23 protein-coding genes are annotated in these 26,096 nt (G+C 40.4%); 10 read left to right on the top strand and 13 right to left on the bottom strand.

Translation table 11 applies throughout. From position 1 onward, the window contains the following. Window positions 1-18: 18 nt before the first annotated feature. Together EJ103_RS19460 and EJ103_RS19455 are read right to left on the bottom strand one after the other, a co-directional pair. Entirely contained in the window at window positions 19-2,109 is a 2,091-nt protein-coding gene (locus EJ103_RS19460) for a cupric reductase (RefSeq protein ID WP_126009521.1), read from the bottom strand. 135 nt (window positions 2,110-2,244) lie between these two features. Next, complete coding sequence (locus tag EJ103_RS19455; RefSeq protein WP_126009519.1) at window positions 2,245-3,549, bottom strand: NAD(P)/FAD-dependent oxidoreductase; 1,305 nt, start codon at window positions 3,547-3,549, stop codon at window positions 2,245-2,247. A 503-nt stretch (window positions 3,550-4,052) separates the two neighbouring features. Here EJ103_RS19455 and EJ103_RS19450 point away from each other — a divergent pair. Then, a complete protein-coding gene (locus EJ103_RS19450; RefSeq protein ID WP_126009517.1) occupies window positions 4,053-5,981 on the top strand; it encodes a RecQ family ATP-dependent DNA helicase in 1,929 nt (642 codons plus the stop codon). A 45-nt stretch (window positions 5,982-6,026) separates the two neighbouring features. Continuing rightward, window positions 6,027-6,335 carry a YkgJ family cysteine cluster protein gene (locus EJ103_RS19445; protein ID WP_004586962.1) on the top strand — a complete coding sequence of 103 codons (309 nt, stop codon included), beginning with the start codon at window positions 6,027-6,029 and terminating at the stop codon, window positions 6,333-6,335. Window positions 6,336-6,371: 36 nt separating this feature from the next. Here the strand turns inward: EJ103_RS19445 and EJ103_RS19440 are convergent, their stop codons facing one another. Both EJ103_RS19440 and EJ103_RS19435 read right to left on the bottom strand, forming a co-directional pair. Beyond that, window positions 6,372-7,736: a TrkH family potassium uptake protein gene (locus EJ103_RS19440; RefSeq protein ID WP_126009515.1), complete on the bottom strand. Its 1,365-nt coding sequence runs from the start codon at window positions 7,734-7,736 to the stop codon at window positions 6,372-6,374. 2 nt (window positions 7,737-7,738) lie between these two features. Further along, window positions 7,739-8,392: a TrkA family potassium uptake protein gene (locus EJ103_RS19435; protein WP_126009513.1), complete on the bottom strand. Its 654-nt coding sequence runs from the start codon at window positions 8,390-8,392 to the stop codon at window positions 7,739-7,741. 281 nt (window positions 8,393-8,673) lie between these two features. Here EJ103_RS19435 and EJ103_RS19430 point away from each other — a divergent pair, with 281 nt between their 5' ends. Both EJ103_RS19430 and EJ103_RS19425 read left to right on the top strand, forming a co-directional pair. Continuing rightward, window positions 8,674-9,999, top strand: a complete 1,326-nt coding sequence (locus EJ103_RS19430; protein ID WP_126009511.1) for a DUF4118 domain-containing protein — start codon at window positions 8,674-8,676, stop codon at window positions 9,997-9,999. After that, a complete protein-coding gene (locus EJ103_RS19425; protein ID WP_008130878.1) occupies window positions 9,992-10,660 on the top strand; it encodes a response regulator transcription factor in 669 nt (222 codons plus the stop codon). The genes EJ103_RS19430 and EJ103_RS19425 overlap by 8 nt, the downstream gene beginning before the upstream one ends. A 154-nt stretch (window positions 10,661-10,814) precedes the next feature. Here the strand turns inward: EJ103_RS19425 and EJ103_RS19420 are convergent, their stop codons facing one another. The 3 genes from EJ103_RS19420 to EJ103_RS19410 all read right to left on the bottom strand — a co-directional run bounded on the left by EJ103_RS19420 (window position 10,815) and on the right by EJ103_RS19410 (window position 13,175). Next, window positions 10,815-11,432 carry a glutathione S-transferase gene (locus EJ103_RS19420; RefSeq protein ID WP_004586963.1) on the bottom strand — a complete coding sequence of 206 codons (618 nt, stop codon included), beginning with the start codon at window positions 11,430-11,432 and terminating at the stop codon, window positions 10,815-10,817. Window positions 11,433-11,480: 48 nt separating this feature from the next. Next, entirely contained in the window at window positions 11,481-12,509 is a 1,029-nt protein-coding gene (locus EJ103_RS19415) for an NADP-dependent oxidoreductase (protein ID WP_126009509.1), read from the bottom strand. 177 nt (window positions 12,510-12,686) lie between these two features. Then, a complete protein-coding gene (locus EJ103_RS19410; RefSeq protein ID WP_126009507.1) occupies window positions 12,687-13,175 on the bottom strand; it encodes a GNAT family protein in 489 nt (162 codons plus the stop codon). A 147-nt stretch (window positions 13,176-13,322) separates the two neighbouring features. Between EJ103_RS19410 and EJ103_RS19405 the strand changes: the two genes are divergently transcribed. Beyond that, window positions 13,323-14,528: an anhydro-N-acetylmuramic acid kinase gene (locus EJ103_RS19405; RefSeq protein ID WP_126009505.1), complete on the top strand. Its 1,206-nt coding sequence runs from the start codon at window positions 13,323-13,325 to the stop codon at window positions 14,526-14,528. Window positions 14,529-14,555: 27 nt separating this feature from the next. Here the strand turns inward: EJ103_RS19405 and EJ103_RS19400 are convergent, their stop codons facing one another. Continuing rightward, entirely contained in the window at window positions 14,556-15,041 is a 486-nt protein-coding gene (locus EJ103_RS19400; RefSeq protein WP_029772835.1) for a hypothetical protein, read from the bottom strand. A gap of 706 nt (window positions 15,042-15,747) precedes the next feature. On the opposite strand from EJ103_RS19400, the gene EJ103_RS19395 reads away from it, so the two are divergent. The 3 genes from EJ103_RS19395 to EJ103_RS19385 all read left to right on the top strand — a co-directional run bounded on the left by EJ103_RS19395 (window position 15,748) and on the right by EJ103_RS19385 (window position 18,369). Beyond that, on the top strand, window positions 15,748-16,350 hold the full coding sequence (locus EJ103_RS19395) for a hypothetical protein (protein WP_054200766.1): 603 nt from the start codon (window positions 15,748-15,750) through the stop codon (window positions 16,348-16,350). Between the two features lie 106 nt (window positions 16,351-16,456). Then, on the top strand, window positions 16,457-17,359 hold the full coding sequence (locus EJ103_RS19390) for a potassium channel family protein (protein WP_126009503.1): 903 nt from the start codon (window positions 16,457-16,459) through the stop codon (window positions 17,357-17,359). Window positions 17,360-17,487: 128 nt separating this feature from the next. Continuing rightward, on the top strand, window positions 17,488-18,369 hold the full coding sequence (locus EJ103_RS19385) for an NAD(P)-dependent oxidoreductase (protein ID WP_126009501.1): 882 nt from the start codon (window positions 17,488-17,490) through the stop codon (window positions 18,367-18,369). Window positions 18,370-18,751: 382 nt separating this feature from the next. On the opposite strand, the gene EJ103_RS19380 is transcribed toward EJ103_RS19385, so the two are convergent. The 4 genes from EJ103_RS19380 to EJ103_RS19365 all read right to left on the bottom strand — a co-directional run bounded on the left by EJ103_RS19380 (window position 18,752) and on the right by EJ103_RS19365 (window position 23,982). Next, complete coding sequence (locus tag EJ103_RS19380; RefSeq protein WP_126009499.1) at window positions 18,752-19,843, bottom strand: porin; 1,092 nt, start codon at window positions 19,841-19,843, stop codon at window positions 18,752-18,754. 1 nt (window position 19,844) lies between these two features. Next, window positions 19,845-20,432, bottom strand: a complete 588-nt coding sequence (locus EJ103_RS19375; protein WP_029772252.1) for a DUF4956 domain-containing protein — start codon at window positions 20,430-20,432, stop codon at window positions 19,845-19,847. 11 nt (window positions 20,433-20,443) lie between these two features. Continuing rightward, window positions 20,444-21,349: a polyphosphate polymerase domain-containing protein gene (locus EJ103_RS19370; protein WP_241232323.1), complete on the bottom strand. Its 906-nt coding sequence runs from the start codon at window positions 21,347-21,349 to the stop codon at window positions 20,444-20,446. A 77-nt stretch (window positions 21,350-21,426) separates the two neighbouring features. Beyond that, the gene (locus tag EJ103_RS19365; RefSeq protein ID WP_126009497.1) at window positions 21,427-23,982 is read right to left on the bottom strand and encodes a CotH kinase family protein; all 2,556 of its coding nucleotides are present in this window, start codon (window positions 23,980-23,982) and stop codon (window positions 21,427-21,429) included. 128 nt (window positions 23,983-24,110) lie between these two features. Here EJ103_RS19365 and EJ103_RS19360 point away from each other — a divergent pair, with 128 nt between their 5' ends. Continuing rightward, window positions 24,111-24,569, top strand: a complete 459-nt coding sequence (locus EJ103_RS19360; protein WP_126009716.1) for a thioredoxin family protein — start codon at window positions 24,111-24,113, stop codon at window positions 24,567-24,569. Between the two features lie 140 nt (window positions 24,570-24,709). Continuing rightward, on the top strand, window positions 24,710-25,054 hold the full coding sequence (locus EJ103_RS19355; protein ID WP_126009495.1) for a hypothetical protein: 345 nt from the start codon (window positions 24,710-24,712) through the stop codon (window positions 25,052-25,054). A 93-nt stretch (window positions 25,055-25,147) separates the two neighbouring features. Here the strand turns inward: EJ103_RS19355 and EJ103_RS19350 are convergent, their stop codons facing one another. Continuing rightward, complete coding sequence (locus tag EJ103_RS19350) at window positions 25,148-26,041, bottom strand: LysR substrate-binding domain-containing protein (protein WP_126009493.1); 894 nt, start codon at window positions 26,039-26,041, stop codon at window positions 25,148-25,150. Between the last annotated feature and the right edge of the window lie 55 nt (window positions 26,042-26,096).

Raw genomic sequence — 26,096 nt, 5'->3', positions numbered from 1 at the left:
GCGTGCTTAGCGGATTATTTAGTGATTATCAAACATATAATGATTTAGCTCTGTGCCCTGGGCAGGCTTAAGCGCTGGGTTTAGCTGAATTAACTGCTGATAATTCTCAGGGTAAAACATTTTTAATCGTGCTACGCGGGCTAAGTGGTTTGGCTCAAATTTTTCCACAAGCTGCAAAGCTAAAGGAATCATTGGGCTTAACGCCCCTTTGGTGTAACTTTGCTCTAGTGCTAAGTCGAGTATATCTACGCCAAGCTTACTTGGATCAGCCGGTATTTTATTATCAATTAAAAATTGTACTGCCTCAGAAGAAGACGATGCAGCTTGTGTATAAACGTCGCGCCCATGTATATCGGTAATCGAAAAATCAAAACCCGCCTGTGCGAGTGCTTGCCAATGATTTAGCGAAAAGCGGCTTAATCGTGTTAACTCACGCGGTGGCTTAGGGTTTATGCGGTTTTGCCAAGTAGTGATTAAATCATCAGGGTTTAAGAGTAATAAAGAAAAAAGCGTATCGGTTTCGGCTTGAGTTAATACCGTACTGAGGCTGTATTCATAAGCTTTTTGATATTCTTTCTTAGATAAATATTCGTTAAATGTGCTTTGGCTTCTATCGTTTGAAAGCTGGTTACTCAGACTACTCCACCAATAATTGACTAAAACAGGGTCTATATCGTGCAAAACACGTACAAAGTTAGATCCGTGCTTATTTTTAACCTGTTGAACTTTGTCATAAGCTTGCATTACTGTGTGCAGCTGCTCTGTATCTTTTAACTGTTGTTGTAACAGCTCACAGTTTTGCCTTTTATTGTTTAGCTGCGCTTTTTGCTGCTTTAAATCTACTAAAAAAAGGGCAACATCAGAATTATCAGGCTCAGTTATTTGGGGTAACGCGTTATTGTTAATTTTACTAATAGGGCTAAAGTAAGCGTATTGCGCTGGGTTGTCCTGCTTATTAATATAGGCCCCTTGCTGGTAAATAAAGTCATTTACAAAAAATACCCCTTTGCTATTTAGGCCTTCATTCGCATTGCCGCTATGTGCTTTGTAACCACGCTTTTTAAGATAATCTAAAAGCTGGGTGTGCTTAGTATCTAATGGGGCTAGGGTTAAGTTACCGCTTTTAGGCAGGTTTACAATAGCCACATCTAAACCTGTAAATAGGCCTGGCTCGTTGGTTGGCGTAATCCCTTTTGTTTGCAGTGCTTTTACAAGAGGTAAATTAAATTTACTGACCGCAATATCGGCTAAGTTATATAAAACAGTGTTTTTTTCGTATAACGGCATGGCATCTAGCACGGGAACTTGCTGTAAAAGCGCAATAATATACTCATTAGGAATATCGTTTTTTATAGCGGTAGCCACTTCATTCACTGTAAATTGGTTAGATGAAATAGCCTGCTCAAACTCTTTTGGCGTAAATTTATTTGCATTAAGCACAAACAATGTAGCCGGAGAAATAACCTCACTACCTTCAAGTTTAAGAAACGTTTTAGAGTAAGTGGTAAATGTATCGGTGTTGCTTAATAAAGCGTAAAGCGTTTCTTTTTGTACATTTTCATCAAGGGGTACACTCAGAGTAAGTCCTGGAGGGTTATGCTTATTATCTCCAAGCTGTTGAATCATTTCTTTTACTTTATCATTGGTGAAGCCCTTAATAGCCTCAATACCTTGCCAATTAGCTAACTCGTTTAAAGAGCTAGTAATGTTAAGTTGCTGCTTTTGCTCTGCAATAATGGCATCTTTTAAAAGGGCAATGTATGTACGCTGATTGATTTTTGATAAATCTGTATACTTTAAAAACGTGGATACCGATGTCCCTTTTTTAAGCTCACTTACAAAAAATGAAACAAGCGATTGATTCAATGTTTGTACTTTATTGCTTTGTTGTTGTGACTGATCTCTACACAGGCTAATCTGTTTTTTTAGTTTATTAACTACCTGTAGCTGTGAGTCCTCATTTGGCTGCTTTTTATTAACTACGCTTGTCTCAAAGGTGGTTGGTTTCACTTGTTCTGCTTGCTCTACAGCTACAGAGTGCGGTTGAGTTTGAAAAAAATAAACAGCTAAAGCAGTGATTATTACAATCCCAAAAAGTACTTTTTTCATTAGCGTCAATCCCTTGAATTACAATTACATCTAACTGCATGGTACTATTTTAGATACGCATAAAGCAAAAAAGCTTTAAAAGATAATTTACATTACCTATTAAAGCTTTTTGACTATTTAGCTGCTGTTTATGTTCTAGTGCAGTTTCATTTTAGGGCGTACTACGCGTAGTACTTTTTCGCTTATCCATAATGCAAAGGTTTTTGCGCTGCCGTGTATGGCGCGCTGGTGCATGCGATACAGTGATATATACATAAAGCGAGCAATTTTACCTTCTATAAAAAAGGTATTGCTGGTTAGGTTACCCATTAAATTACCTACCGTACTGTAGCGCGATAAATTAACGAGTGAGCCATGGTCGCTATATTTAAAGCCGCACAATGGCTGTTGTTTTAACGTGGCAATGAGGTTTTTTTCTACACATAGCGCCATTTGATGCGCCGATTGTGCGCGTGGGGGTACAAGCTTTCCGTCTTCTTGGGTAAAGGCGCAGCAATCACCAATAACAAAAATGCTTTCATCTACGGTGCTTTGTAAAAACTCGTTTACTTGAATTTGGTTGCTGCGGGTAAGCTCAAAAATACCTAAATCTTTAATAAAGTCTGGCGCTTTTACACCTGCTGCCCATACCATTATATCGGCGTCTATGTGTTCTTCGTCTTTTGTTATAAACCCTTGCTCGGTGGCTTCTTTTACCAGTGTTTGCTCTCGTACGTTTACGCCGAGTTTTAATAACTCGCGTTTTGCGCTATCGGCTATGCGCTCGGGTAGGGCGGGCAAAATACGTGGCCCCGCTTCTATTAAATGAATATGTAAACGCTTAGACGACATATTTGTAAGGCCGTAAAGCTTTAATAATTCAGATACATGGTAAAGCTCTGCTGAGAGCTCAACACCGGTTGCGCCGCCGCCCACAATGGCAATATTTAATGATTGTTGTTGGTTGTCGTCTTGGTGAAGGCGAGTAAAGCTGTCGAGTAGAGAATGCTGAAAACGCTCAGCTTGCTGATTTGAGTCTAAAAAGTAGCAATGATCTTTTATGCCTGGGGTATTAAAGTCGTTGCTTACGCTGCCAATGGCAATAACAAGGTGGTCGTAGCGTACGCTGCGCTGTGGCAAAATAGTGTGGCCTAGCTCATCAAGGTGCGGTGCAAGGGTAATGGTTTTATTGCTTTGGTCTATATCGCAAAATGTACCAAGCTGAAAATTATAATGATGTTTTGCAGCGTGAGCTGAATACACAACGCCATCTAAATCGGGGTCAATAGAGCCTGTCGCTACTTCGTGTAGTAACGGCTTCCATATGTGGGTGCGGTTTTTATCGATTAAAAGAATTTCGGCTTGTTTTTTCTTCCCTAATCTATGCCCTAATTGTGTTGCTAGCTCTAGTCCGCCTGCGCCACCGCCAATAACGACGATTTTAGGTTTAGTTATATTCATAGCAATGCCCTTAAAAAATAATATACCCAAATAATCTGCTTATAACGCTTATAAAAAATCACTTGGGTATACAAAATTAGCTTGGCTGTTAGCACCATTGAGCATCTGCTGCGTATTTTGCGCCTAAATAAAACATATGTCAGCAATTGATAAGCTTATTTGTTGTATACTAAGGTCTAAATTGCCTCAATATGAAAAATTTAGCGCTTTACAGGGGCCTAATATAAAGGCGTTACTTTACATAAAAGGCAGCTTGCTTTTAATAGGGTATAACGCTGAAACTAAATGCTTTTAAATATTTTAATCTCTTGATTTAAATTAGGTTTTAGTGCTTTGTTGATTATTGCAATAGAGCCGCTAATACTTGCAATCTATGCTTTATCTAAATTGCTTTTAATGCCAACAGACACTCTTATATTGAGATGCTTTGGGGTATATGCAAATATTTCATTTACGTTGCACTTTTGCTGTTAAAGCCTATTCCCTAGCCAAAAAGGATATTTATGACCACGCCATTAATTAAATCACTTGAGCAGCATTTTGGTTTTAGCCAATTTAGAGCAGGGCAACAGCAAACCATTGAGCAGCTTTTAAATGGTCAGTCGTCATTGGCTATATTTCCTACGGGCTCGGGTAAGTCGTTGTGTTATCAGCTAACGGCTATGCATTTACCAAACTTAACCTTGGTGGTGTCGCCTTTACTTGCATTGATGAAAGATCAAATTAGCTTTTTAAATAGCAAAGGTATTTACGCGGCAAGCCTTGATTCGAGCCAAGACCAAATGCAAAGCAGCACCGTAATGAACGATGTGCGAAATGGTAAAATTAAAGTATTAATGGTGTCGGTTGAGCGTTTTAAAAACGAGCGTTTTAGAGAGTTTATAAGCCAAGTTGCGCTGTCTATGCTGGTGGTAGACGAAGCGCACTGTATATCTGAATGGGGCCATAACTTTAGACCCGACTACCTTAAATTACCGCGATACCGCGAAGAGCTAAATATTCCACTGGTACTATTACTTACCGCCACAGCCACTAAAAAAGTAAAACGCGACATGAGCGAGCGTTTTAATATTGCCCCAGAGTGTATTGTACAAACCGGCTTTTACCGCGCTAACCTCGATTTAAGTGTGCTAAGTGTAAAAACGGCTGATAAAAACACTGAGCTTACAAACATAGTGCGTGCGCAAAATGGCCCAGGTATTGTGTATGTAACGCTTCAGCAAAGTGCTGAGCAAGTGGCTAATACGCTAAGTGCGCAAGGTATTCAGGCAGTTGCGTATCATGCAGGGCTTGAAGATACACTACGCTGGCAAATTCAAGATGATTTTATGGCGGGTAAAATTAACGTTGTTGTGGCAACTATAGCCTTTGGTATGGGCGTTGATAAATCAGATATACGCTTTGTTATTCATTACGATTTACCAAAATCGATTGAAAACTACAGCCAAGAAATTGGCCGCGCAGGGCGCGATGGCAACCCATCAAACTGCTACACCTTGGCTAATTTAGATGGCCTAAACACAGTAGAAAACTTTGTGTATGGCGACACCCCTGAGCTTAGCGGCATTGAATACGTAATTAATGATATTAAAGCCCAGCCGCAGCAATGGGAAATGCAGGAGTACAGCTTATCGAGCGAAAGTAACATTCGCCAATTAGCGCTTAAAACCTTGCTGGTACAACTAGAAATGCAAGGCGCAATAACGCCGCAATATGCTTACTACGCCGATTTTAAATACAAGTTTTTGGTTGATAAAAACGAATTACTGAGCCAGTTTGACGAGCAGCGCCAAGCCTTTTTAACGCAAATATTTAGCCACACCGATTTTAAAAAAATATGGGGCACGCTTAATTTTGACACCCTTACCCAAGCCGCCCAAGTTGATCGGAAACGGGTTGTGGCCGCGCTTGACTACCTAGCCGAAAAAAACCTAATAACCCTTGAAACCAAACGTATTACCCAAGTTTACAAAGTGCATAGTGAGGTTATAAATAACCCTGAACTTGCAAAACAATTACACAGTTATTTTATCGAAAAAGAACAAGCTGAGATTAAACGTATAGCTGCATTGGTACGCTTTTTTGAGCTACAAAGTTGCTTAAGCTATAACTTGGCGCGCTATTTTGACGATCAAAATGCGCCAGCGCAATGCGGGCATTGTAGTGTATGCCGTGGTAATGCTGTAAAGCTTGAGTATTCAATAGAGCCTGCTCACATTGCCGATGACGTTGTTTATCAAAAAGTGGATGAGTTTTTAGCGCACATGGCAACAAAAGGTATTCACAGTGTAGGTATTGAAACTCAGTGCCGCTTTTTAGCGGGCATGAGCGTGCCATTATTTGCACGTAATAAAGTGCGCCAACTGAGTGGTTTTGCGCTTTGTGAGCAGATGCGTTACAGCAATATAAAAGCAAAACTACTAGCGCGTTAAATTAGTTACTGTATCCTAGTGGCTTATTCAAAAAAGTAAGTCACTATGCCTAATACTGTTATTCCAAGTAAAACTATTTCCTCTACACCTGAGCCCGTAACCTGCGCTAATTGCCAGGCATGTTGCTGCCAATTAGAAGTGCGCATAGTGACCGACACGGGCGTGCCTTTTCAGTACATTGATTACGACAAATGGGGCAGCGAAGTAATGAAACGTGCAGACGACGGCTGGTGCCAAGCACTCGACCGCAATACGCTAATGTGTACCATTTATGAAAACCGCCCACTTACGTGCCGTGAGTTTGAAATGGCCTCAAACGAGTGTATTACAGAGCGCGAAATAGCCGGTATTTAAAAATACGGACTAACTAATAAACCCGCGTTTGTGTTTTTAACCAATAGAGAGTTGTGCGCTTGGGTATCTTAGTTTTTTACTTCGTGGACTTGCTAAAAAGTAGGCGAGAGTGAGCGGGCCTATTCTGCCCATAAACATTAAAAACATAATGATAAACTCCCCCAGCGGTGATAACGATGACGTTAAACCGCGTGAAAGTCCTACCGTACCCAGTGCCGATACCGCTTCAAAAGCAATATCTAAAAAAGGTGCATCTTCAACGACCAGTAATGTAAAAATAGCCAACCAAGTGACTCCCGCTGAAATAACGGTTAAGGCCAATGCTTTATACACTGAATCTTTGTCTATTTCTCGGCGTAACACGTTGACGCCCTTGTCACGCCTTAAGTAGCTATAGGTTGCTAATATTAAAACGATAAACGTAACGACCTTTATGCCACTTGCAGTACTCAAAGAGCCGCCACCGATAAACATAAGCATTATAGTTAAAGCGGTACTTGCATTTTTTAACTCTTCAATAGCAATGGTATTAAACCCCGCAGTACGAGGGGTAACGGCTTGAAACCAAGCTGCTAGCCATTTACCTATTTCAGATAACGGCTGCAGTGTTTTTGGATTATCGTATTCAATTACGTAAATAAGCAACAATGCAATAACGTTAATAATAACAGTGCTGATCAGCATTAATTTACTGTAAGGACTGAGCTTAGCCCAACGCTTTGATTTATATAAATCGGTTAATACGGTAAAGCCTAGGCCGCCAATAATAAACAAATAGGTAATTGTTAAATTTACAATGGGGTCTTCTACATATTGCATTAAGCTATTGGGGCTCAATGCAAACCCTGCGTTGTTAAAAGCGCTAATAGTATAAAAAAGTGCATGGAAAAAGCTTTTTTGTAAACCCATTTCAGGTAGCCAATACAGCGTTAAAATAATAATGCCTAAAGATTCAACGATTAGCGCAAACAGCAAAACAGACTTAGCGGTATTTACCAAAGTCGATGTATCTGTTTGATTAAAGGCTGCTTTGGTCACTGTTTTTTGAATAAAGCCAACTTTATTACCCAGCGCCATTAAAGTTACAACCGCAAAGGTCATTAAACCCAGACCACCTAGTTGAATTAATAGCGCAATAACGCCTTGTCCAAAAGGAGTAAATACTGAACCTGTATCAACTACAACTAATCCGGTTACAGTCACCGCGGAGGTAGCTGTAAACGCACTTTGTATCCATGAAATAGGCTCATAGGTTGCAAAAGGTAGTTTTAACGCCAAGGCCCCTAGCGTTATTAATATTAAAAAACTACAGCAGAGAACAAGCGGTGGAGCCGCATTGAGTTTTTTATGCCCATTGGCTTTTCGATCTATAGGTGTTTTGAGAGGGTGCCATAAAACCATAATTATAAAAGCCTTGGTGCAAGATAGTTTAGTTCGACTCGGCTACCTGATAACAGTAAAATGTCGTAAGTAAGTAACTCAAAGTCGTCATCAAGTTCGACAAACGTTTGCTTTGCGCGCTTGACCAATAATGGGTTTACAGTGCCTTTTATTTCTTTAAGTAAATGCCCTAGTTTTGTTTTATGTAAGTGCGCTTTTATACTTACTTCAACAACGTATAAGCCATTGCCTAAGGAAATATAGTCGTTTACTACAGGGTAATTAAGCGCTTGTGCAACGCGTACGCCCATTTCTTCTTCAGGATGAATGATGCGTGTTACACCCAGCTTAGAAATAATTGTGTGATGTGCTTTAGTGCTCGCTTTTACCCATATTTGCTTAACAGCTAGGTTTTTTAATGCAAGGGTGCACAGAATGCTCGATTGCATGTCTTCCCCAATTGCCACTAAAACTGCCTGACTACTCGCTAAATCAAGCTCTTTAAGTGCGGCTTCATCAGTGGAGTCGCAAACAACGGTTTCAGATAAATGCTCAACATATTTTTCAGCGAGTTTAGGGTTACTATCAACTCCAGTGACTGTATGCCCTAAATGAATTAACTCAAGGCTTGCTGCAATGCCAAATCGACCTAATCCGATCACTGTAAAATGTGCCATGTTGATACCTAAATTAAAGTTAAAAGAGAGAAGTGGTAAAGTTCATTTGGTCAATAAACAGTTAATACATAGGCTGTAAGCATCACTGTTTTTATCCAACCCAACACACCTATTACTCCTTCTGCTGAAGTTAGAATATGAGTTATTAAAGTAACAATGAAGGTAGGCGTTAAAAGCTTTATAAAGATTTAACGAATCAGATAAAAAACTTTATAAAAACTTTATAGAGGCAATATCGAAAAGGCAGTAATCTAGGTGCTCAAATGTTAGAGGAATAATTAATGAATCAGGCAGAGGCTAAACCACGTTGGTATAACGCATTGTTTTTGGCAGTAATAATGCCATTAATTGTTGTTATTGCCATTTACCCTGTGCGTAATTGGTTTACTACCACCGATATCGTGATGCTTCAGTTATTATGGGTGACTTGGGTTGCTGTGCGCAGTAATCGTCGTCTTGCCATACTGACCACCTTAGTGAGTGTAGCGTGTACAGATTGGTTTTTTGTTGCTCCAAATTTTACTTTTCATATTGAAAACATAGAATATTTAGTAACCTTTATGGTTATGCTCATTGTTGGTTTTGTGATCAGCCAATTGGCAGGGGAGCTCAGTACTAAAGTTAGGGATGTGCAATTACATGCAAGTAATAGTCGCACCTTGTACGAACTGGCCAAAGAATTAAACAGCCTAGATACGCTGGATGAACAAAAAAAGTACTTTGTGCAGCGCATCAGTAAGCATTTAAACGCATCTTGTACATTTATACCTGCAACATCGCAGGGCAATAGTGAGTTTATATTGCTTAGTGAAGTTAACCCTAGCTGGGGCGGGTTTAATTTTACTAAACGGTTAACGCAAGGGCAAAAATCCTTTGCTGACACCGCTATTTCGCTTCTTTATCAGGTACATGAAAAAACGTTATTACGCCAACAGTCGGCTGCTATTTCGGTGCAAGCGGAATTAGAGCGCGCTAAAAATGCACTTTTACGCAGTTTGTCTCACGATTTACGCACACCACTGGCGACTATTATGGGCGCATCGAGCATGCTTGCAGATGATGAGATTACACTCAGTGACATCGTGATAAAAGAGCAAGCGAGTAATATTTATGAGCAAAGTAAAATACTAAATGAGCACTTTGATAAAGTAATGGAGTTAAGCCGAGTTAATAAAATGGGTGAAAACCTAAGTTGGCAAACAATAAACTTACAAGCACTACTTAGTGAAGCTAAAGCTAGAAGGCAGCAGCAACTCACTGATTTTGTCATAAATACCAATATAGACGCTCAGACAACATGCGAAGGGGATGTGACTTTGTTAGAAATTGCGCTGGCTAATATGCTCGAAAATGCATGGCGTTATGGTGATAAAAAGGTGAGCGTTGAATTTATTCGAAGTAGCAATCAGCAAAAGATATGTTATCAGCTAATTCTCACTAATAACGTGATCACTAAAGCGCAAACAAGTAGCAATGAAGGCGTTGGGTTAGGCAGCATTATTTGTGATGTGGTTGCTAAATTTCATCAGGGCACATTTACATTAACAATTAATAACGAAACAAATATGGCGTACGCAAAGTTAATCTGGGAAAAAAGTAATGACTAAAATCTTGATATTAGAAGATTCTCCCCCCCTTCAAAGCTTTTTAAAAACTTTGTTGCAAGCCAGTGGCTACGAGCTAAGTATTTGTGATAAAGGGTTAGATGGCTTTGCACGTTTAAGTGAGCAAAGTTACGATCTTGTATTGTTAGACTTGGGCCTTTTAGACATGGATGGTCAAGACTGGTTAATTGAGTTTAGACAATGGAGTGCCTTACCTGTTTTAGTACTCTCAGCTCGAGATGGCGAAGTTGAAAAAGTCACAGCGCTTGATAATGGGGCAAATGACTATATTACTAAACCGTTTAGCGCGAATGAGTTGCTAGCCCGAATTCGGGTTTTATTACGCACCCAAAGCCAACCGAGTGTGGCATTTACCTGCGGGAATATAAAAATAGATCCGCAAAAACACAGTGTTACTGCTTCTGGAGGTGAGGTAAAACTCACTAAAAAAGAGTACGCAATACTCTTATTGCTGTTTCAAAATAAAAATAAAGTACTCACCCATAATGCAATCTTAAGCCATATCTGGGGGGCGCAGTATGTAGAGCGTCCTGAATACGTAAGAGTCCATGTGGCACAACTCAGACAAAAACTAGAGGCTAACCCTGCGAGTCCAAAATATATTTTAACTGAACCGGCCGTGGGTTATCGATTAGTTGACTAAAAATGAGAACTTTAGAGTTTTACTCTACAGCACAATGATCCAGATAAATTATTTTTAATTGAATTTTAATACGCTTGAGCAAATTAGTGTAAATAAAACAGAGCAGCAAAAATGTTTGCTATGACTGTGTTTCCACAGTCATAGGCGTATAAAATTAGTCGTATTTAGCTTCTAGCTCATTAGCTGTATGAAACTTCTCGTGGCTTTGTAATTGCTCATCGTATTTTACAAGGTGTTTAAAGTGGGCAAGCTGGCCTGAGTTTTTAACTATTTCTACAATAAACGACATCATAATATCGGCACCGGTTAAAGTGTCGCCTACTAAATAACGTTTACCTTGGAGTCGGTCGTTAAAGTAGCTAATTACTTTTACGGTTTCTGCATCGGCGTAATTTTCTAAAAACTCTGTTTTAGCGCCATCTTTTAAAACAAACATTTTAAGTAGCAGCGGTAAAATAGCTGAGCTTTCAGCAAAGTGTAGCCATTGTTGATATTCAACATATTCGGCAGTGCCGGCTTTTGGTGCAAATTTACCGTTACCGTATTTAGTAATTAAATAGTCGGTAATCGCGCCAGATTCGGTAACAATTAAGCCATCGTCTTCAATCACTGGTGACTTACCTAATTGGTGTACTTTTTTAAGTTCGTCAGGCGCTAAAAAGGTCTCTGTGTTGCGCTGGTAGGCAACAATTTCGTAATCAACATCAAGCTCTTCTAAAAGCCAAATAATACGTTTTGAGCGCGATTTGTTTAAATGGTGTAGTTTAATCATGTCAGTCCTTGTTGGCGTTACTGCATGTGCAGTAACGCTTTGTAAAATTTAAAGTGGCTCGTTAATTTTAACAACGGTTTTACCAAAGTTTTTACCATTTAGCATATCGTTAAATGCGCTAATGGTGTTTTCAATACCTTCTACCATGTGTTCGCGGTATTGTACTTTGCCATCTTGTAGCCATTTTTGCATGTCTTGTGCAAATTCGTCGTAGCGGTGGCCGTAGTCGTCAAAAATTATAAAGCCTTGCATTTTAATACGTTTAGTAAGCAACTGCCCCATTAGCATTCCCATACGATCAGGCCCATCTGGAAGGCTGGTAGAATTATATTGCGATACTAAACCACACAGTGGCACACGGGCTGCGGTATTAAGTAGAGGTAATACGGCATCAAACACTTTACCGCCCACATTTTCGTAATAAACATCTATGCCGTTATCACAGGCTTTTTCTAGCTGCTCTGCAAAGTCATCGGCTTTGTGATCAATACAGGCATCAAAGCCCAGATTTTCAACGGCATGTGTACATTTTTCGCTGCCACCAGCAACGCCTACCACTTTACAGCCTTTAATTTTAGCTATTTGGCCAACCGTTGCGCCAACCGGCCCTGTAGCTGCAGCTACAACAACGGTTTCGCCTTCTTTAGGTGCACCAATATCAAGTAAGCCCATGTAGGCTGTAAAGCCTGGCATACCCATAATACCGAGTGCGTACGATGGGTTTTCTGGCTCTTTACCTAATTGCATAAGGCCTTCGCCGTTAGTAATGGCGTAATCTTGCCAACCGGTGTAAGCAAGTACCCATTCGCCTTCGCTGTATTTATCGTTTTTAGACTCTTCTACTTGGCATACGGTAGCGCCTACCATTACATCGCCCACATTAACCGGATCGGCATACGACTTTGCATCGCTCATGCGGCCACGCATGTATGGGTCAAGTGATAGGTAAATAGTGCGCAGCAGCACCTCGCCATCTTTAAGCGCTGGTAAATCTACTGTTTTAAGTTCAAAGTTTTCATCGGTAGGGGCACCGTGCGGGCGTGATGCTAAAGTAAGTTGACGACTAGTTGCAGACATAAAAATCTCCTCTTAAGAGTGAATTTACTTAGCGAATGTTTACGCGTTTAAAACCAGGTTGAGCCTAAACAATAATGCGCGCTAAGTTATACGAAAATAAAAATTTGTACCTTAATACATGAGCTTTGGGCGCGAGGCTGGTAATTCAAGCTTTGCAGAGTATTTATTCTAAACGGTTTATTTTAGCTTGCTAAAAATATGGCTATCGTAAAACACACCATGTTTATAAATGGCCTGTTTGAGCACAGCCTCGGCCTTAAAACCGCATTTAGTGAGTGCCTTCATAGAGCCAGTATTGCCAGCAAATACAGCGCCAAAAATACGGTTTAGGTTTGAGCTTTTAAATGCGTCATCGCAAATATGCGAAATAGCATGAGTCATTACTCCTTGCCCCCAAAAGTGGCTATTAAGCCAATAGCCTATTTCGCCACTGCGGCTATATTCAAATTCTCCGGGGGTGATACCAATACACCCCGCAAATTGCTCATCTACAACAATGGCCTTAACTATTCCACTTTTAGAGCCTTGGTTTATCCACCAGTCGGCGTCGGCTTGAGTATACGGAAATGGAATTTTAGAGGATAAAAAGCACGTAACCTGTTCATCGTTTAAGGTAGTAATAATGTGTGGCGCGTCTTTTGGTTTAAAGTCTCTTAGGGTGATCATTGTTTTAATTAAGTGTCTGTTGCATACGGGTCAACTTAGCAAGCAATTAGAGATTGCACAATCACAAAGATTAACCGTTTACGGCTATAACTTTGTTTTAAAGTACTCTAATATAAGCAAAATATGATACCTGTTTAAGATACCTTTATGCACCCACACATAGCCGCCCTTTATAATAGTGCCCAAAAACCAAGCCGTTTAATTATAGGTTTAATGAGTGGTACCTCGTTAGATGGGCTCGATGTAGCACTGTGTAAGGTAACGGGCGCAGGTATAAATACGCAAATTGAAGTGCTGAACTTTACCACCGTTGACTATAACAACGAGTATAAAAGCAAAATAAAGCAGGTATTTGCCAAACGAGAGTGTGATTTAGAACTTGTTACCCTATTGCACCCGTGGGTGGGTAAACTCCATGGCGATATGGTTAATCAGTGCTTACATACTTGGCAGGTAAATCCAGCAAGTATTGATGTAATAGCCAGTCATGGGCAAACAATTTACCACTGCCCACAGTCGCAGCATAATCATAAAAGCTTTACTAATGGCACATTACAAATTGGCGACAGCGACCAAATAGCCGTTACTACCGGTATTACAACGATTGGCGACTTTAGGCAAAAACACATAGCCGCAGGAGGGGAAGGTGCACCGCTTGCGGTATATGGCGATTACTTATTTTTTGCAAACCACAATGAGAACCGCATTTTATTAAACATGGGGGGTATTGCTAATTTAACGTTTTTACCTAAAAGCGGTGATGCAAATAGCGTATTTAGTAGCGACATAGGCCCAGGTAACACCATTATGGATGCGTACGTACAGCAGAATTTTAAAGGCATTCACTTTGATGATGGCGCTAAAATAGCTAAAGCTGGCAAGGTTAATTCACTCTTATTAAATGCATTGTGTAGCAACACTTTTTTTGAGCTTGCGCTGCCTAAAACAACAGGGCCTGAAGTATTTAATTTAGCGTATTTGCATGCCGCTCAGCTGCAAACAAATACACAGCACTTAAGCCATGAAGATGTAATGGCAACTTTAAATATGTTTAGCGCAAGGGTAATTGCAAATGCGTTAAACGAATGCGCGCAAAGTGCTAAAGAGTGTGTGGTGTACGCAAGTGGTGGCGGTATTCATAACCCATTATTAATGGCGCACCTTAATGCGCTGTGCCCGACTATTAAAGCATTTAAAAATACCGATGATTTGGGCATAAACCCCGATGCCAAGGAAGCCGTACTATTTGCCATTTTAGCCAACGAATGCCTAGCAGGTGAGCAACAGCACCTAAATAATACTGCGCAGGGTATTGCTGGGGTCACTATGGGTAAAGTGAGTTTTGCTGATTAAGTTTTTATAAATTTGTATACCAACACATTAAAAAAACGAAAATAAACTTGAGCTCATATTCCGAAAGTATTTTTTAACGCCGTGTGGCTTAGTTTGGCTTTTAAGGGCTTGCTGATTTTTATAACCAGCCTCAAACGCATTTACTTGCATATCAAACTGTAAACTATTTTTTAAAGTGGCATTTAAGCCATGCAGCATCAATTGCATTACTAAGCAGTGGCTTTGGGTAATTTTACTTAATGTTAAATACACATAACCACGCTCTAAGTCGGCGTTAGTGAGTACTTTTTCAGTAAAGTATTGCGCATCACGGGCACTGGGATACGTTGCGCTCAGCGAAATAATATCGTTATCGTGGGCGTCGTCAGGCAATACGCATTGCAGCGTTATTTCATGCATAGCACTGGCTTGCAAGGTTAACTGCTCGTATTCCATTGTGTGGCCCATAGCCGCAGAGAGAGGATCTTCAAACGATTGTAACGCAAATGTGAGTTGCGTCATTGGTGTGCTCATTTACTTCAACTTCTAGATTATAAAAAATACAGTTCGAGTTTAAATTATCACCTATTTTGATTGCAGTTTTATGACAAATTGCACTTAATCGGATAATCGCTGTATTTTGATCAAAAAAGATCGCTATATGTTCTTTCTCATTCAACTTTGGAATAGTTTGTCACACATCTAGAATAAAGAGCCTTATGTGGCAAGGCTTGTAGCGATGGTGTTGTTGTTCCTTATTTGAGTTTTTCTCATAGGCTTCTCTTCATAGGGAATAGAATTTGGTTTTTAGGCTTTACCTAATCAAAGCATTAAATAGAGATTCCAAATTAAAATTTCATACTTATCTTTTTTGATTTAATACGGTATGCATTGCGGTTGAATGTTGTAGCCCGTATTAAAAGAGTGCCCGCACAAGCCAAGCTATCTTATGCTAAAAATGTAGTAAGGCCTTTATGAGCGATAACAGGTCATTGAGATTGGCTAAATATCGTCGTTAATTGATTGGTTAAACTGCACTTTGCGCATATATTCATGAAAGTGAGCGCTGCGCGCAAATTGGATTATTTAAGTTTACCTAAAAACTTTAGAAAACTTAGTGATAGTAATACCTTAGGTAATTTGTTAAAACTATATAAAGTAGATAAATGAGCGCTAAGTCGGTAGAAATATGCGCGACGAGCGCACTATTAAATTGTTAGTACCCTCAGAGACTCTGTTTATGAAATCAAAGTTAATTAGGACCGCTGAGAAAAACGGTTTTACCAAAGCGGGAAGTGATGGTGCTCAAGTGCGGTATCTCAAACCCATCAATAATGACTTTTCGTATGGATTTCTGATTGGCCGCACTGGTAAAGATGATATAACTGCTGTTCAATTCGGGCTAATTAACCACCCTATGTGGGAGTTGCAGCAAGAGGTTGAAGGCACTAAAGATCTAAATATCTTATTCCTCTTGTTTACTTTACTCCTCAATCCGGTACATGAGGAAAGTGGAAAACCAAGAAGTCTCGATTCCGATACCGTATCAGAGCTAATGCAAACGAAAATAGACTTTTTTGACGCCAACTTGGCTCAAATAATAAAAGATACAGTCCGTTTCCTAACAGAGTTTCGTTATCCGCCCTTATTCGTAACTGAGGAGCACTTGCTTTTTGATGGGCTTGCCCACTATTACGGTTTGCTATATAAGCATCTTTATGTGAGCAAATTGTCGGCTGAAGAAATTGACTCTCACATTGATAGTCTTCTGGAAATGGGGTTAAGTGAAAGAGCTCACCCTATATTTCGTTTGGGGTTGTTAAAGCAGTACGTCGGGTACTAACAAGTCAATTCAGCAGGACAAAAAACAGTTGGTTTTGCTCCTGCGTCGCTAATTTTAACCAACTATTTTTTGCCTCTGATTGAGGCGTTAAGTTACCAAGGATAGTATGAGTTTAAATTCTATTTCGGTTAAAAAATTAGTTTTAGCATATTTTGCATGCATAATATTTTTCGCTGTTGTCTATTTTTATTGCTCACCTACAGCGTTGCAAAACTTCAACCAAGAGTTATCGCCAATAAACGCTCTATATTTTAGTATTGTTACAATAACAACCCTTGGCTATGGAGATATTCTTCCAACTTCTGAACCCATGCAATTAGTTATCTCGGTCCAAGCATTACTAGGGATTGTTATTCTAGGTATGCTTATTAACGCGGCTTGGTCAAACTATGCTGAAAAAGTTGAAAAGAAGACAGAAACTGCATTAAAACATCAAGCTCAATTAGAAAATGACCGAAAGCTAAAAGCCTATTCTAATGCTATTTCATGGGTATTTAACAACATGAGACATTCGTTTTTTGAAGTTACAACTCCTGTTGTAGATAGGGAAGGAGCATCATTGGAATTGAATCAAGATTTCAAGGAAAAAGATCTCGTCGGTATGTTTGATATCTCATTAAAATATAAGAATGGTTTTACCACTTCGATTGAAGCATTTTACAATAACGAAGATGATCTTGTAAGCGAGCTCAAATTTATATTAGCAAACTTTGATTTGGACCATTATCAAAGCTTGCAAAAATCGATAGTAGACTATATCGGTTTTTATTTCTCAGACCAGTCTAGAGGTGCGCTATTGTTACATAGTGCCAACTGCCCAAATGGCAAAGACATAGAAACAATAAGGCAGTGCTTAGAAAACCATGGAGATGGTGACCAATTCAAGGAAGGGTTTAGTAGTACTATTTTGAATCCAATACTCATCTTTTCACTAACGGTTAAAACAAAGTATAAACATCTGACGAGCATTAGTGATGAACTGCAAAATATAAGTTTAAAGGTAACTTAACAAACGCTTCAACCAAGGACGCAAAACAGCAGGCTTGCGCTCCTTCGTCGCTAATTTTAGCCTGCTATTTTGCGCCGGTTAAGCGAGGCGTTAGCTGCTTTGAGGTCAATCATTAGTAAGGTGTCATAGTGAGAATTTTAGTAACAGGCTCTGCCGGTAGAGTCGGGCGTGCAATCTATATTAAATTAATGCGCACCCATGACGTGGTCGGCATTGATAAAACGCCTTGCTCAACAGCCGATTACATTGGTGATATTCTTGATAGTGATCTGATTGATCGGGCTCTTAAAAATGTTGATGTCATAATTCATACAGCGGCTCTTCACGCTCCACATGTTGGTTTAGTACCTGATTCAGAGTTTCAGTCTATCAACGTAGACGCGACCGAGAAACTCGCTCTGGCTGGATTAAAAGCAGGTATTAAGCACTTTATTTTTACCAGCACTACTGCATTGTACGGCTATGCTTCAACACCTAAAGGTATTGCAGGTTGGATAAATGAAGACGTCACACCTCAACCCAAGTCGATTTATCATAAAAGTAAAATTGCGGCTGAAGCTAAGCTAGAAGAAATTTCAAAGATGTTTCAGCTTCCAGTTACTGTGCTGCAAATGTCGAGATGTTTTCCTGAACCTGCGGATTTAATGGCAGTATTTCGCCTTACTCGTGGCATAGATGCTCGTGATGTAGCAAACGCTCATTTATGTTCTGTGGAAAAACGCTTAAGTGGTTTTAATCGTTTTATAATCTCAGGCGCTACACCTTTTCAACTTTCTGATTGTGAAGCGCTATATACTGATGCTGCATCTGTCATCGAGCGTCAATGTCCTGACATCGCGCTAGCATTTAAACAAAGAGATTGGCAACTACCTCAAAGCTTAGATCGCGTATATGATTCATCATCTGCATGTGACAAATTAGGGTGGTCACCTATACATGGTTTTAAAAGCGTTTTGGAAATGCTAGATACTGAAATACCTGAAGTATTGCCAATTTTGAAACGCAGCTAACAAAGCAATTAAGAGTGATTCGGCGTGGGCAGCGTTTTTACTATGCATTGCTTTTAACATTAGGCAAAGCGAGTTCGCCCTCAGTACACTCTTTTTTAAAAGTTTCATACTTTGTGCCTAAACTCGTTTGCAAGTTTAGTTTTTCGATAACTGCCTGTATTAGCCCTTGTCCATCTTTTGTTCACTAAATGCTGGTGTTCATTTTTATTGAACGGTATTAATTAGTGAACAGGTAAACTTAAATCCCTTACTGTAATTAGTGGAATAAGTACCAACCTGATAAGTTACCTTTAGGAGTTTATAACAGCTCTATTAAAATAAGCCCTGTGTTAAACGTAACGTTTAACACAGGTTTGGGCTAACCTACTAAACACCAAACGCATTAAAACGAATACTGCAGCCTTAATGAGATTGCATTGCCCGATGTGATAGTACCGCCTGCTTCAAAGTAGTCGGCTTTAATGTAGTCGGCCATAAACTTTATGTTTTTGTTTACGGTGTAGTTAACGCCGAGGGCGTAGGTTTTTGCGTCTTGGTTTTCTTGCTTGAGCTTAAGTAGGCTGTAGCGGCCTGTAATTTCCCAGCCTGGCTCTGAGCTTGCGCCTAGTTTTGCGTTTTTATACTTACGGTATCCGCCCGATAGTTGATAACCAAATTGCAAATAGCCGCCTTCGTAATCATTGGTTGTATTTTCAATACTGGTTACTTGTGCTTGTTGCCACTCGGCCATCATGGTAAATCTGTCTTTTAGCCATAGTAGCTCTACGCCTTGTTGCGAAAGGCTATCGGCATTAACTTTATCGCCTTCTATTAATGAGTCGGCGGTATAAACTTCAAGAGGTTCATTTACTCTAAATTCGTTACCGTCGTACTGCCTTTCACTAAATGCGACGCCCAGGTGTAAAAGGTTGGTGTTTTGCTGCCATGGCACCCAGGCTAAGCGCCCTGTAATAGCAGACGTTGCTTCGTCTTCATCGGGCTCGTAATAACCTAGTTGCCAATTTACTGAGGCTATGCCTCCCGATAGGCTAATACCTAAGCTGCGCCCTGGTGAAAACGCTTCGCTTATCATGCTGCGTTCGAGCATTAGCAATTTACGCGAGCTGGTTAGTTTTTCTAGGCCAAAACTTTCTTTTTGCTGGCCTATGGTTAAATCGGCATATTTCCAGCCAGAGTATTCTAGGTAGGCGTCTTTTATTTCGGTTTCGCCATCGGCAAAGCCAAGCTGAAATTTACTTTTCCAGTCTTTGCTTATGTCTGATTTAAAACTTAGGCGTGCGCGGCGTATTTCTGAGGTACTTTCTGAGCTGTTGCTGTCGTATTGCCCCTCTAACAATGAGGTATCAAACTTGTTGTAGTCGAGCATGATATAGCCGCTTAGGTCTATATTGTCGTTAATTTTGGCAAAGCTTGCGTTACTAACAAGGCAAAGCGCTGAAAGTGCCGCATAAGTAATCGTTTGTTTAGAGGTCATGTTAGGCTGCCTTTGTTTGTTTTTCGGCTAAGTAACTTACTTTTAGTTGCGCTACGTCTCTTAAAAAGTCGATGTGTTCTATATCTACAGCAACGACGTTTAGGCCTGTGCGCTGTTTTAAATCATTGATGAGAATGGCTTGGTTTTGTGGGGTTATGTTTTCTATGCGCTCGTAGCAAACGCTTTGTACTTCGTAGCGTTTTACAAATACGCTTGAGTCAATCAAAAAGGCAATTAAGCAAATAATGCCATTAAGAATACTTAGCTCAATTAAGCTCATTTGCCCTACAGAGGTCAGTAAAGCAATGGCAGTAACAAGGAATAAGTAGGTCATTTCTTTAATCGAAATAGACTCAGTGCGGTACCTTAGCATGGTAAATACGGCAAATAGGCCGAATGCAAATTCCATCGACATATCAACGCCGTGTAGCAAAAAGGTAATAATAAAAACGCCTACGCCAAATAAAATAAACGAGCCTGCCACCACTGCATTTTTACTTACGCGAAAGTAACAGCCATAGCAAAGTACAGCCAGCGATAGGATGTTTACTAAAAAGCGGGAAAGAAAAATAAGGTCTAATTTTGTCATTTAATTATTCTCTAAAGGTAAAGCGGGTTAGTGCAGTTAAGGTGTTTTAAACGGGCTAAAACAGGTTTAAAGCGGTTTACTTTTAAGCGCTCGGGGTAGAGCAAAGCACAGCCAATGCAGTATTTACTAAACGAGGCAGGGAATATGTGGTGTTTGCTCATAAGTTTATAAAATGGCGAGCGTTTTGTTTTTTTACTTTGTTTAAGCTCGGCAATAAAAAAGCCCGGTAAGGTTATTTTGTTATCGCCTTTTGGGGTGTTGTACCACAGGTTAAAATCAAGCGTTAAACGCTCGGCTTTTTCTTCGTTAGCTAGGGCTATGCGGTTATAGCCGCTTTGCTGGGTTACATTTAAATGTGCAAAGCTGTTTTTCATTTGCTCTTTAATAAACGCCGTGCTGTTAGCTTGCTGGTTGTTAGTTTGCGCGAGCTTTATACGTGTTTTTACGGTGCGGCTTTGGTTGTTTTTTAGTTTTACTTCTAGGTATTCGGTGGCGGTATCAACGTAGCGCCTTTGGCGTACTTTGTAGCGATTAAGCTTACCGTTATGGTGAGCTTTATATAAATCAAGTTCGGGTGTGTCAAAGTACTGATTATAGTAAGAGAATAAACGCTTGCCTTGTATATCAAGTACCCGATACTGGCCTTGTATATGAGTAAGCAGCTCAGGTAAAAACGATAGTGGCAGCATAAACTTACTGTCTACACGGTTCATTAAATTAGCGTTATTAAGATCGTTTAATCCGTAACCTTCAAACGGAATAAGTAACTCGTTAATTAAGCTTGTTAATGAGCCACGAGCATCTGGTTTTTCAGGCTGAGCCTGCTTATTTTTAGTGTTTATTGCAGTAATTGCTACTGGTGAGATTGAAGTATCCTTTTCAAAAAGTTCATCCTTAAAACGTGCTTGAATTGTCATAATTTTCTCAGATTATTAAATTGCAAAGTAATAGAGTGCAGTGCCAGCGTGCTGACACCGCATCAAGGATGGGTTGTTTATCTAGAGCAAAATCCGCTGCCATCGCCGGCTGAGGGCAATGTGCCATCAAGCTGCGCGGCCATATTTGCTACGCGGTACTCCATAAACGAGGTTAAGCCGTAAAACTGCCCCGTTGTAGAGGTTAGGTTTTGCTCAAAGTAGGTTGAGCCATAAAAGCTAGTTGGGTCGTTTTGTACGTGCTCACGAATTAAATCGGCTATTTCATTTACGCGTGCGTTAAATGTGTCGCTTGAAAGTGAGCCATTAATAAGCTGTGTTAAGTAACTGTGGTACGTATCGAGGTGGCTTTGCTCGGCAAATACATTAGCAATTAATGGGCGCTCGCTTAATGCGCCGCTTACAGGCTCATCAATGTAGAGCTCTCTTACATCTACGCTATTACAATCCATGTTAAAGGTGCCAAATGACTCGTTAAAATCCCACGGTAAAATGCTAAATACGCCATCGTCATCGTAAATATAATAGTTATGTGCAAGCGGGCCGTGGTAGCTATCTAAATTAGACAGTGAAGTGCTTACCGACATATAACGCAGCAGCGTGTCTATATCTATGGCGCTGGTTTCGCCTTTATCGAGCGATTCTACAAAGTTAATAAAGGCGCCGTTATCTGTGGTGTCTTCATTGGTTTGCAGGTTTATATCGGTGTAACTTTGTATGTCGTCACCTAGCCATAATAAATCGCTGCCTGTGCCATCTGGCTTGTATAAATCGCCGTTACTGTTGGCAAAGTGTTTTTCAACAAATTCGCCATCTACGGCTTCTACCATTAAATACAAACCAAATAGTTCGCCGTTTACATAAAAGTTAACGTAAGCATGCTCAGGCGTTGGCACGCCCATTTCATCCATTAGCTCGTAGGCGATTACTTCACGCATATACGACGGGTCGTTAAACGAGTTTTGTAGTGTGAATTTTTTTAGCCCAAAAAACTTTTGCCCCGACACATATTCGTTAATATCAACCTTAAAGCTGTAACGGTCGCTACTAGAGTTGGCAACGCTGCTTAAGCTTGAGCCGCCTTTTGTGCGAATAGCCACGCTATCGAGTGTAACCCCATTAAAGGTAATAGCGGTTTCGTGGTACTGCTCATCAAGTGGGTTATCTAGAATGTCTTGCCAGTTTTCATCGCTAATTGTAATAGAAAGCGTATTAACCGCTGTGGGTGTAAAGGCGGTTGCAACTGTATTTTCACTACTCGGGGTAGGTGTTAAAAACGCATGAGTAAAGCCTGTACTGCTACTTAGGCCGTAACTAAAGCCTGTGGCTACATCACTTTCGTCCCAGTCAATATAGTCAATTACTTCATCGTTGAGTATTAAGCTTAGCTCGTCTTCTTTGCCTAGTTTAAACGGGACGTAGTAAGTGCCTGGGTCTTCATCGGTGGCATAAATAGTAATGTATTCACCTGCGTATAAATCTATGTCAGGCAGGGTTACGGGGTCTATGTCGTCGCTTTCATCAATAACGTGGTAGTTGGCTAAGTTAATTGTATTTTCGCTGTTGTTGTATAGCTCAAACCAGTCGTTGCCATCGTCTGCGGCGCTTGCCACTATTTCGTTAATAACGAGTGGCCCGTGGGTTGCTTGGCTGTTTGAGCTAAGCTCTGTTGGAGTGAGTACCGTAGTTGCATCGCTGCCATCTGGGTAGCGGCCATAGCTGTAACCACTTAGCGCTTGGCCTTTATTCCACGATAACTGCTCTATAATTACATTGTTACTGTAAAGGCTGACGGTATCGCTTGAGCCTAATTTAAACGCTACGCTTGGCAGGTCGCCTAAATCATCGGTGCTTGCGTAAATACGGTAAAACTCACCAGGCGATAACGTAATATCAGGTAGTGCAAATTGCTCGTTATTGTCATCACTTAGTGTGTAGTCGGCTAAATAAACATCGCTACTGCTTGTTACATAAAGCTCTATCCAGTCCTCGCCGCCGCTGCTGTCTTTTGCTACTACTTCGTTTATACGAAGTGGAGCATCTTCAGCAATTAGCGTTGTAACAAGTGTAGAGGTATCGGCTGTTTGGTTAGCTGCGCCCTCTGTTGGCGTTAGGGTTTGCGCGGTGCCGGTACCATCGGAGTATAAGCCGTAACTAAAACCTTCAGCGGCTTCGCCTTCTTCCCAATCAAGTACAGACACCGCAGTGCCGTCCTCGTATAACGTAACCGCATCGTCACTCCCTAGTTTAAAGGTAACGTAATAGCCGTTATCGGGCGGTGTATCGGTTTCATCAATGGCTTGAATAACAATAAACTCACCTTGGGAAAGCGCTACTGCGGGTAAAGCTTGAGGCTCTCTGTCGGCGTTATCATCAACAAGTGAAAATACCGATAAGTTGGCTATATCTTCAGTGGCGTATAGCTCAATCCAGTCGTAGGTGGTATCGCTTGGGCTTGCGACAATTTCGTTAATAACTAAGCCCGTTGAGGTGGTTGTTGATGATGAGTCAGTTTGCTCTGTGCTGCTATCGGTTGTTTGCTCAGTACCGCCACAGCCATATAAAAATGTAGTAGAGGCGATAACTGAATAAAATATAAAAGGTTTTATATTCATGTATGCACGCTTATTATTTTATTAAAGTGGGCAAACTATAAAAATAGAAGGTGCAAACAATGTGTAAACATTCAGTAATATTCAGTATAGTGAGCTTAATTACTCACTTTAAAAGTTACTTTACCCTTATGTTTAAACAATTAATTTTATTGTGCGCGTTAAGCATGCCGCTTGTAAGTACTGCCGCTACTGCGCCATTTTCGGGCGATATTACAACTGATGTACTATTAAGCGATTACGATAAGTTTAATAAGCAGTACAGCGCATTTACGCCAACCGAGCAAGATATAGCCTTAATGCAAAAGCTAGAAGGCAAGGCATTAGTTGTATTATTTGGCACTTGGTGTCACGACAGCCAACGCGAAGTACCAAAGCTTATTAAGTTACTTGATGAATCAAAGGTAGAGCTTGCAAGCGTTAAATATGTGGCCGTAGGTTACAACAAGCAAGACGACGCTGGAATAGCACTAGCGCACGACTTGCAATACACCCCTACGTTTATAGTAAAAGACGATGGTAAAGAGTTAGTACGCGTAATTGAAAAACCAACGGGTACATTGGCGCAAGATTTAACGCAGGGTTTGTGAGTAGAGCTTGGGGCTGTGAGAGCTTACTGATTCAGCCTAATAGACTTATAAGTTAGCTTGTGGGCTGTTATGAATGATCTCTTAGTATTTCAATATGAGAGGTCAGGATTTTACCCCTTTGTTTTTTTTAAGGAGGAAGTATGTTTTTAAAAAGTGATGTAGAAAAGCTTGAAGAAAACTTTAGGTTAGCTAAGCAGGCATTACCTGATATTGATAGTTCTAGTGGCTACCCTAATTATCCTGAAGTTATTTCTGAATTTATGAATAGTCTATGTTCCCCTCCGTGGTTAAAAATTGATTATGACCCAAAAGAAGTAAAAAATATCATTTCAAATATAGATAATGCTTCCCCTGATAATTTACGTAATGTATTGACAGATGCAAATCGTATTGAACGTTTTGGTTGTGGGCAATGGGCAGTAATTTTAGGCGGAGATTTTTTTCCTTTAGTTATAGCTCGTGCTTATGAGCTCACAAAACCCTAACAAACATAAGCGATAGAGGACAAACTGTCTCACACATCACGAGTTATCAACGCTCGCTTTAACGTTTATGTAAATTTACGACGCGCGTTAAATTCACTCATTTAAAAATTGAGCACTAAATAAACTTTTTTCGAATGCTTGCGCAGCATGCGAAGACGGTCTGTCTTTATAATGCAGTTGGTATAGCGGCCGAGAGAGTTGCTCGTTATTTTTTTGGCTCAGGCGCGTTAATTTGCCTAACTGCACTAAATCTTCTGTGACTACATTTGGCAATAAAGCGACCCCCATACCTTGAGCAACAGCTCTTGCTATGGCTTCGTTGCTGCCTAATTGCATACTTTGCTCTGCTTGTACGCCATGCTCTGCTAATAACTTTACAGACATTTCTAACGTGCCAGAGCCTGGCTCGCGTAATAACCAAAACTGCTCGTTTAACCATGCTTTTAAGTCTTTAGCGGGCTTAAAGTTGCTCGGTATAACCACACTCATTAAATCATTTTGCCAGTGCTTACTAATAATGTGCGGCTCGGTAGGTGTGCCTTCAACCAGTGCTAAATCGATAGTGCATTCAAGTAAGGCATGCTCAATTTGCGCGGTATTAGCCACTTGTACTTCTACTTTTATATGCGGGTACTGCGCACAAAATTTGGCTAAATAAGGCGGTAGCCAATAACTGGCAATGGTGGTGCTGGTGCCAATAACTAATGTACCGCGCTTAAGCCCTGTGCGCGATTTAATATCTTCAATGGCGGCTTTTTCGATAGCAAAAATACTGCGGGCGTGATCAAAAAGTGCTTGTCCACCTTCACTTAAGGTAAGCTTTTTACCCTTAGATGCACGTTCAATAAGTTGAATGTTTAACTGATGCTCTAGCTCTTTTAGCGCTTTAGAAACAGCGGGCTGGCTTATAAAAAGCGCTTCGGCTGCGCCTGAAAAGCTACCCAATTTAGCCACTGTATAAAAGACTCTAAGTGCATGTAAGTTCATTGTATAACCTTAAATTGCATAACTCTAAATTGTATAACTTTAAGTTATTAAATCA

Source organism: Pseudoalteromonas sp. Xi13, assembly GCF_003952205.1.
Classification (GTDB): domain Bacteria; phylum Pseudomonadota; class Gammaproteobacteria; order Enterobacterales; family Alteromonadaceae; genus Pseudoalteromonas; species Pseudoalteromonas atlantica.
This window is presented reverse-complemented; position numbering and strand designations above follow the sequence as displayed.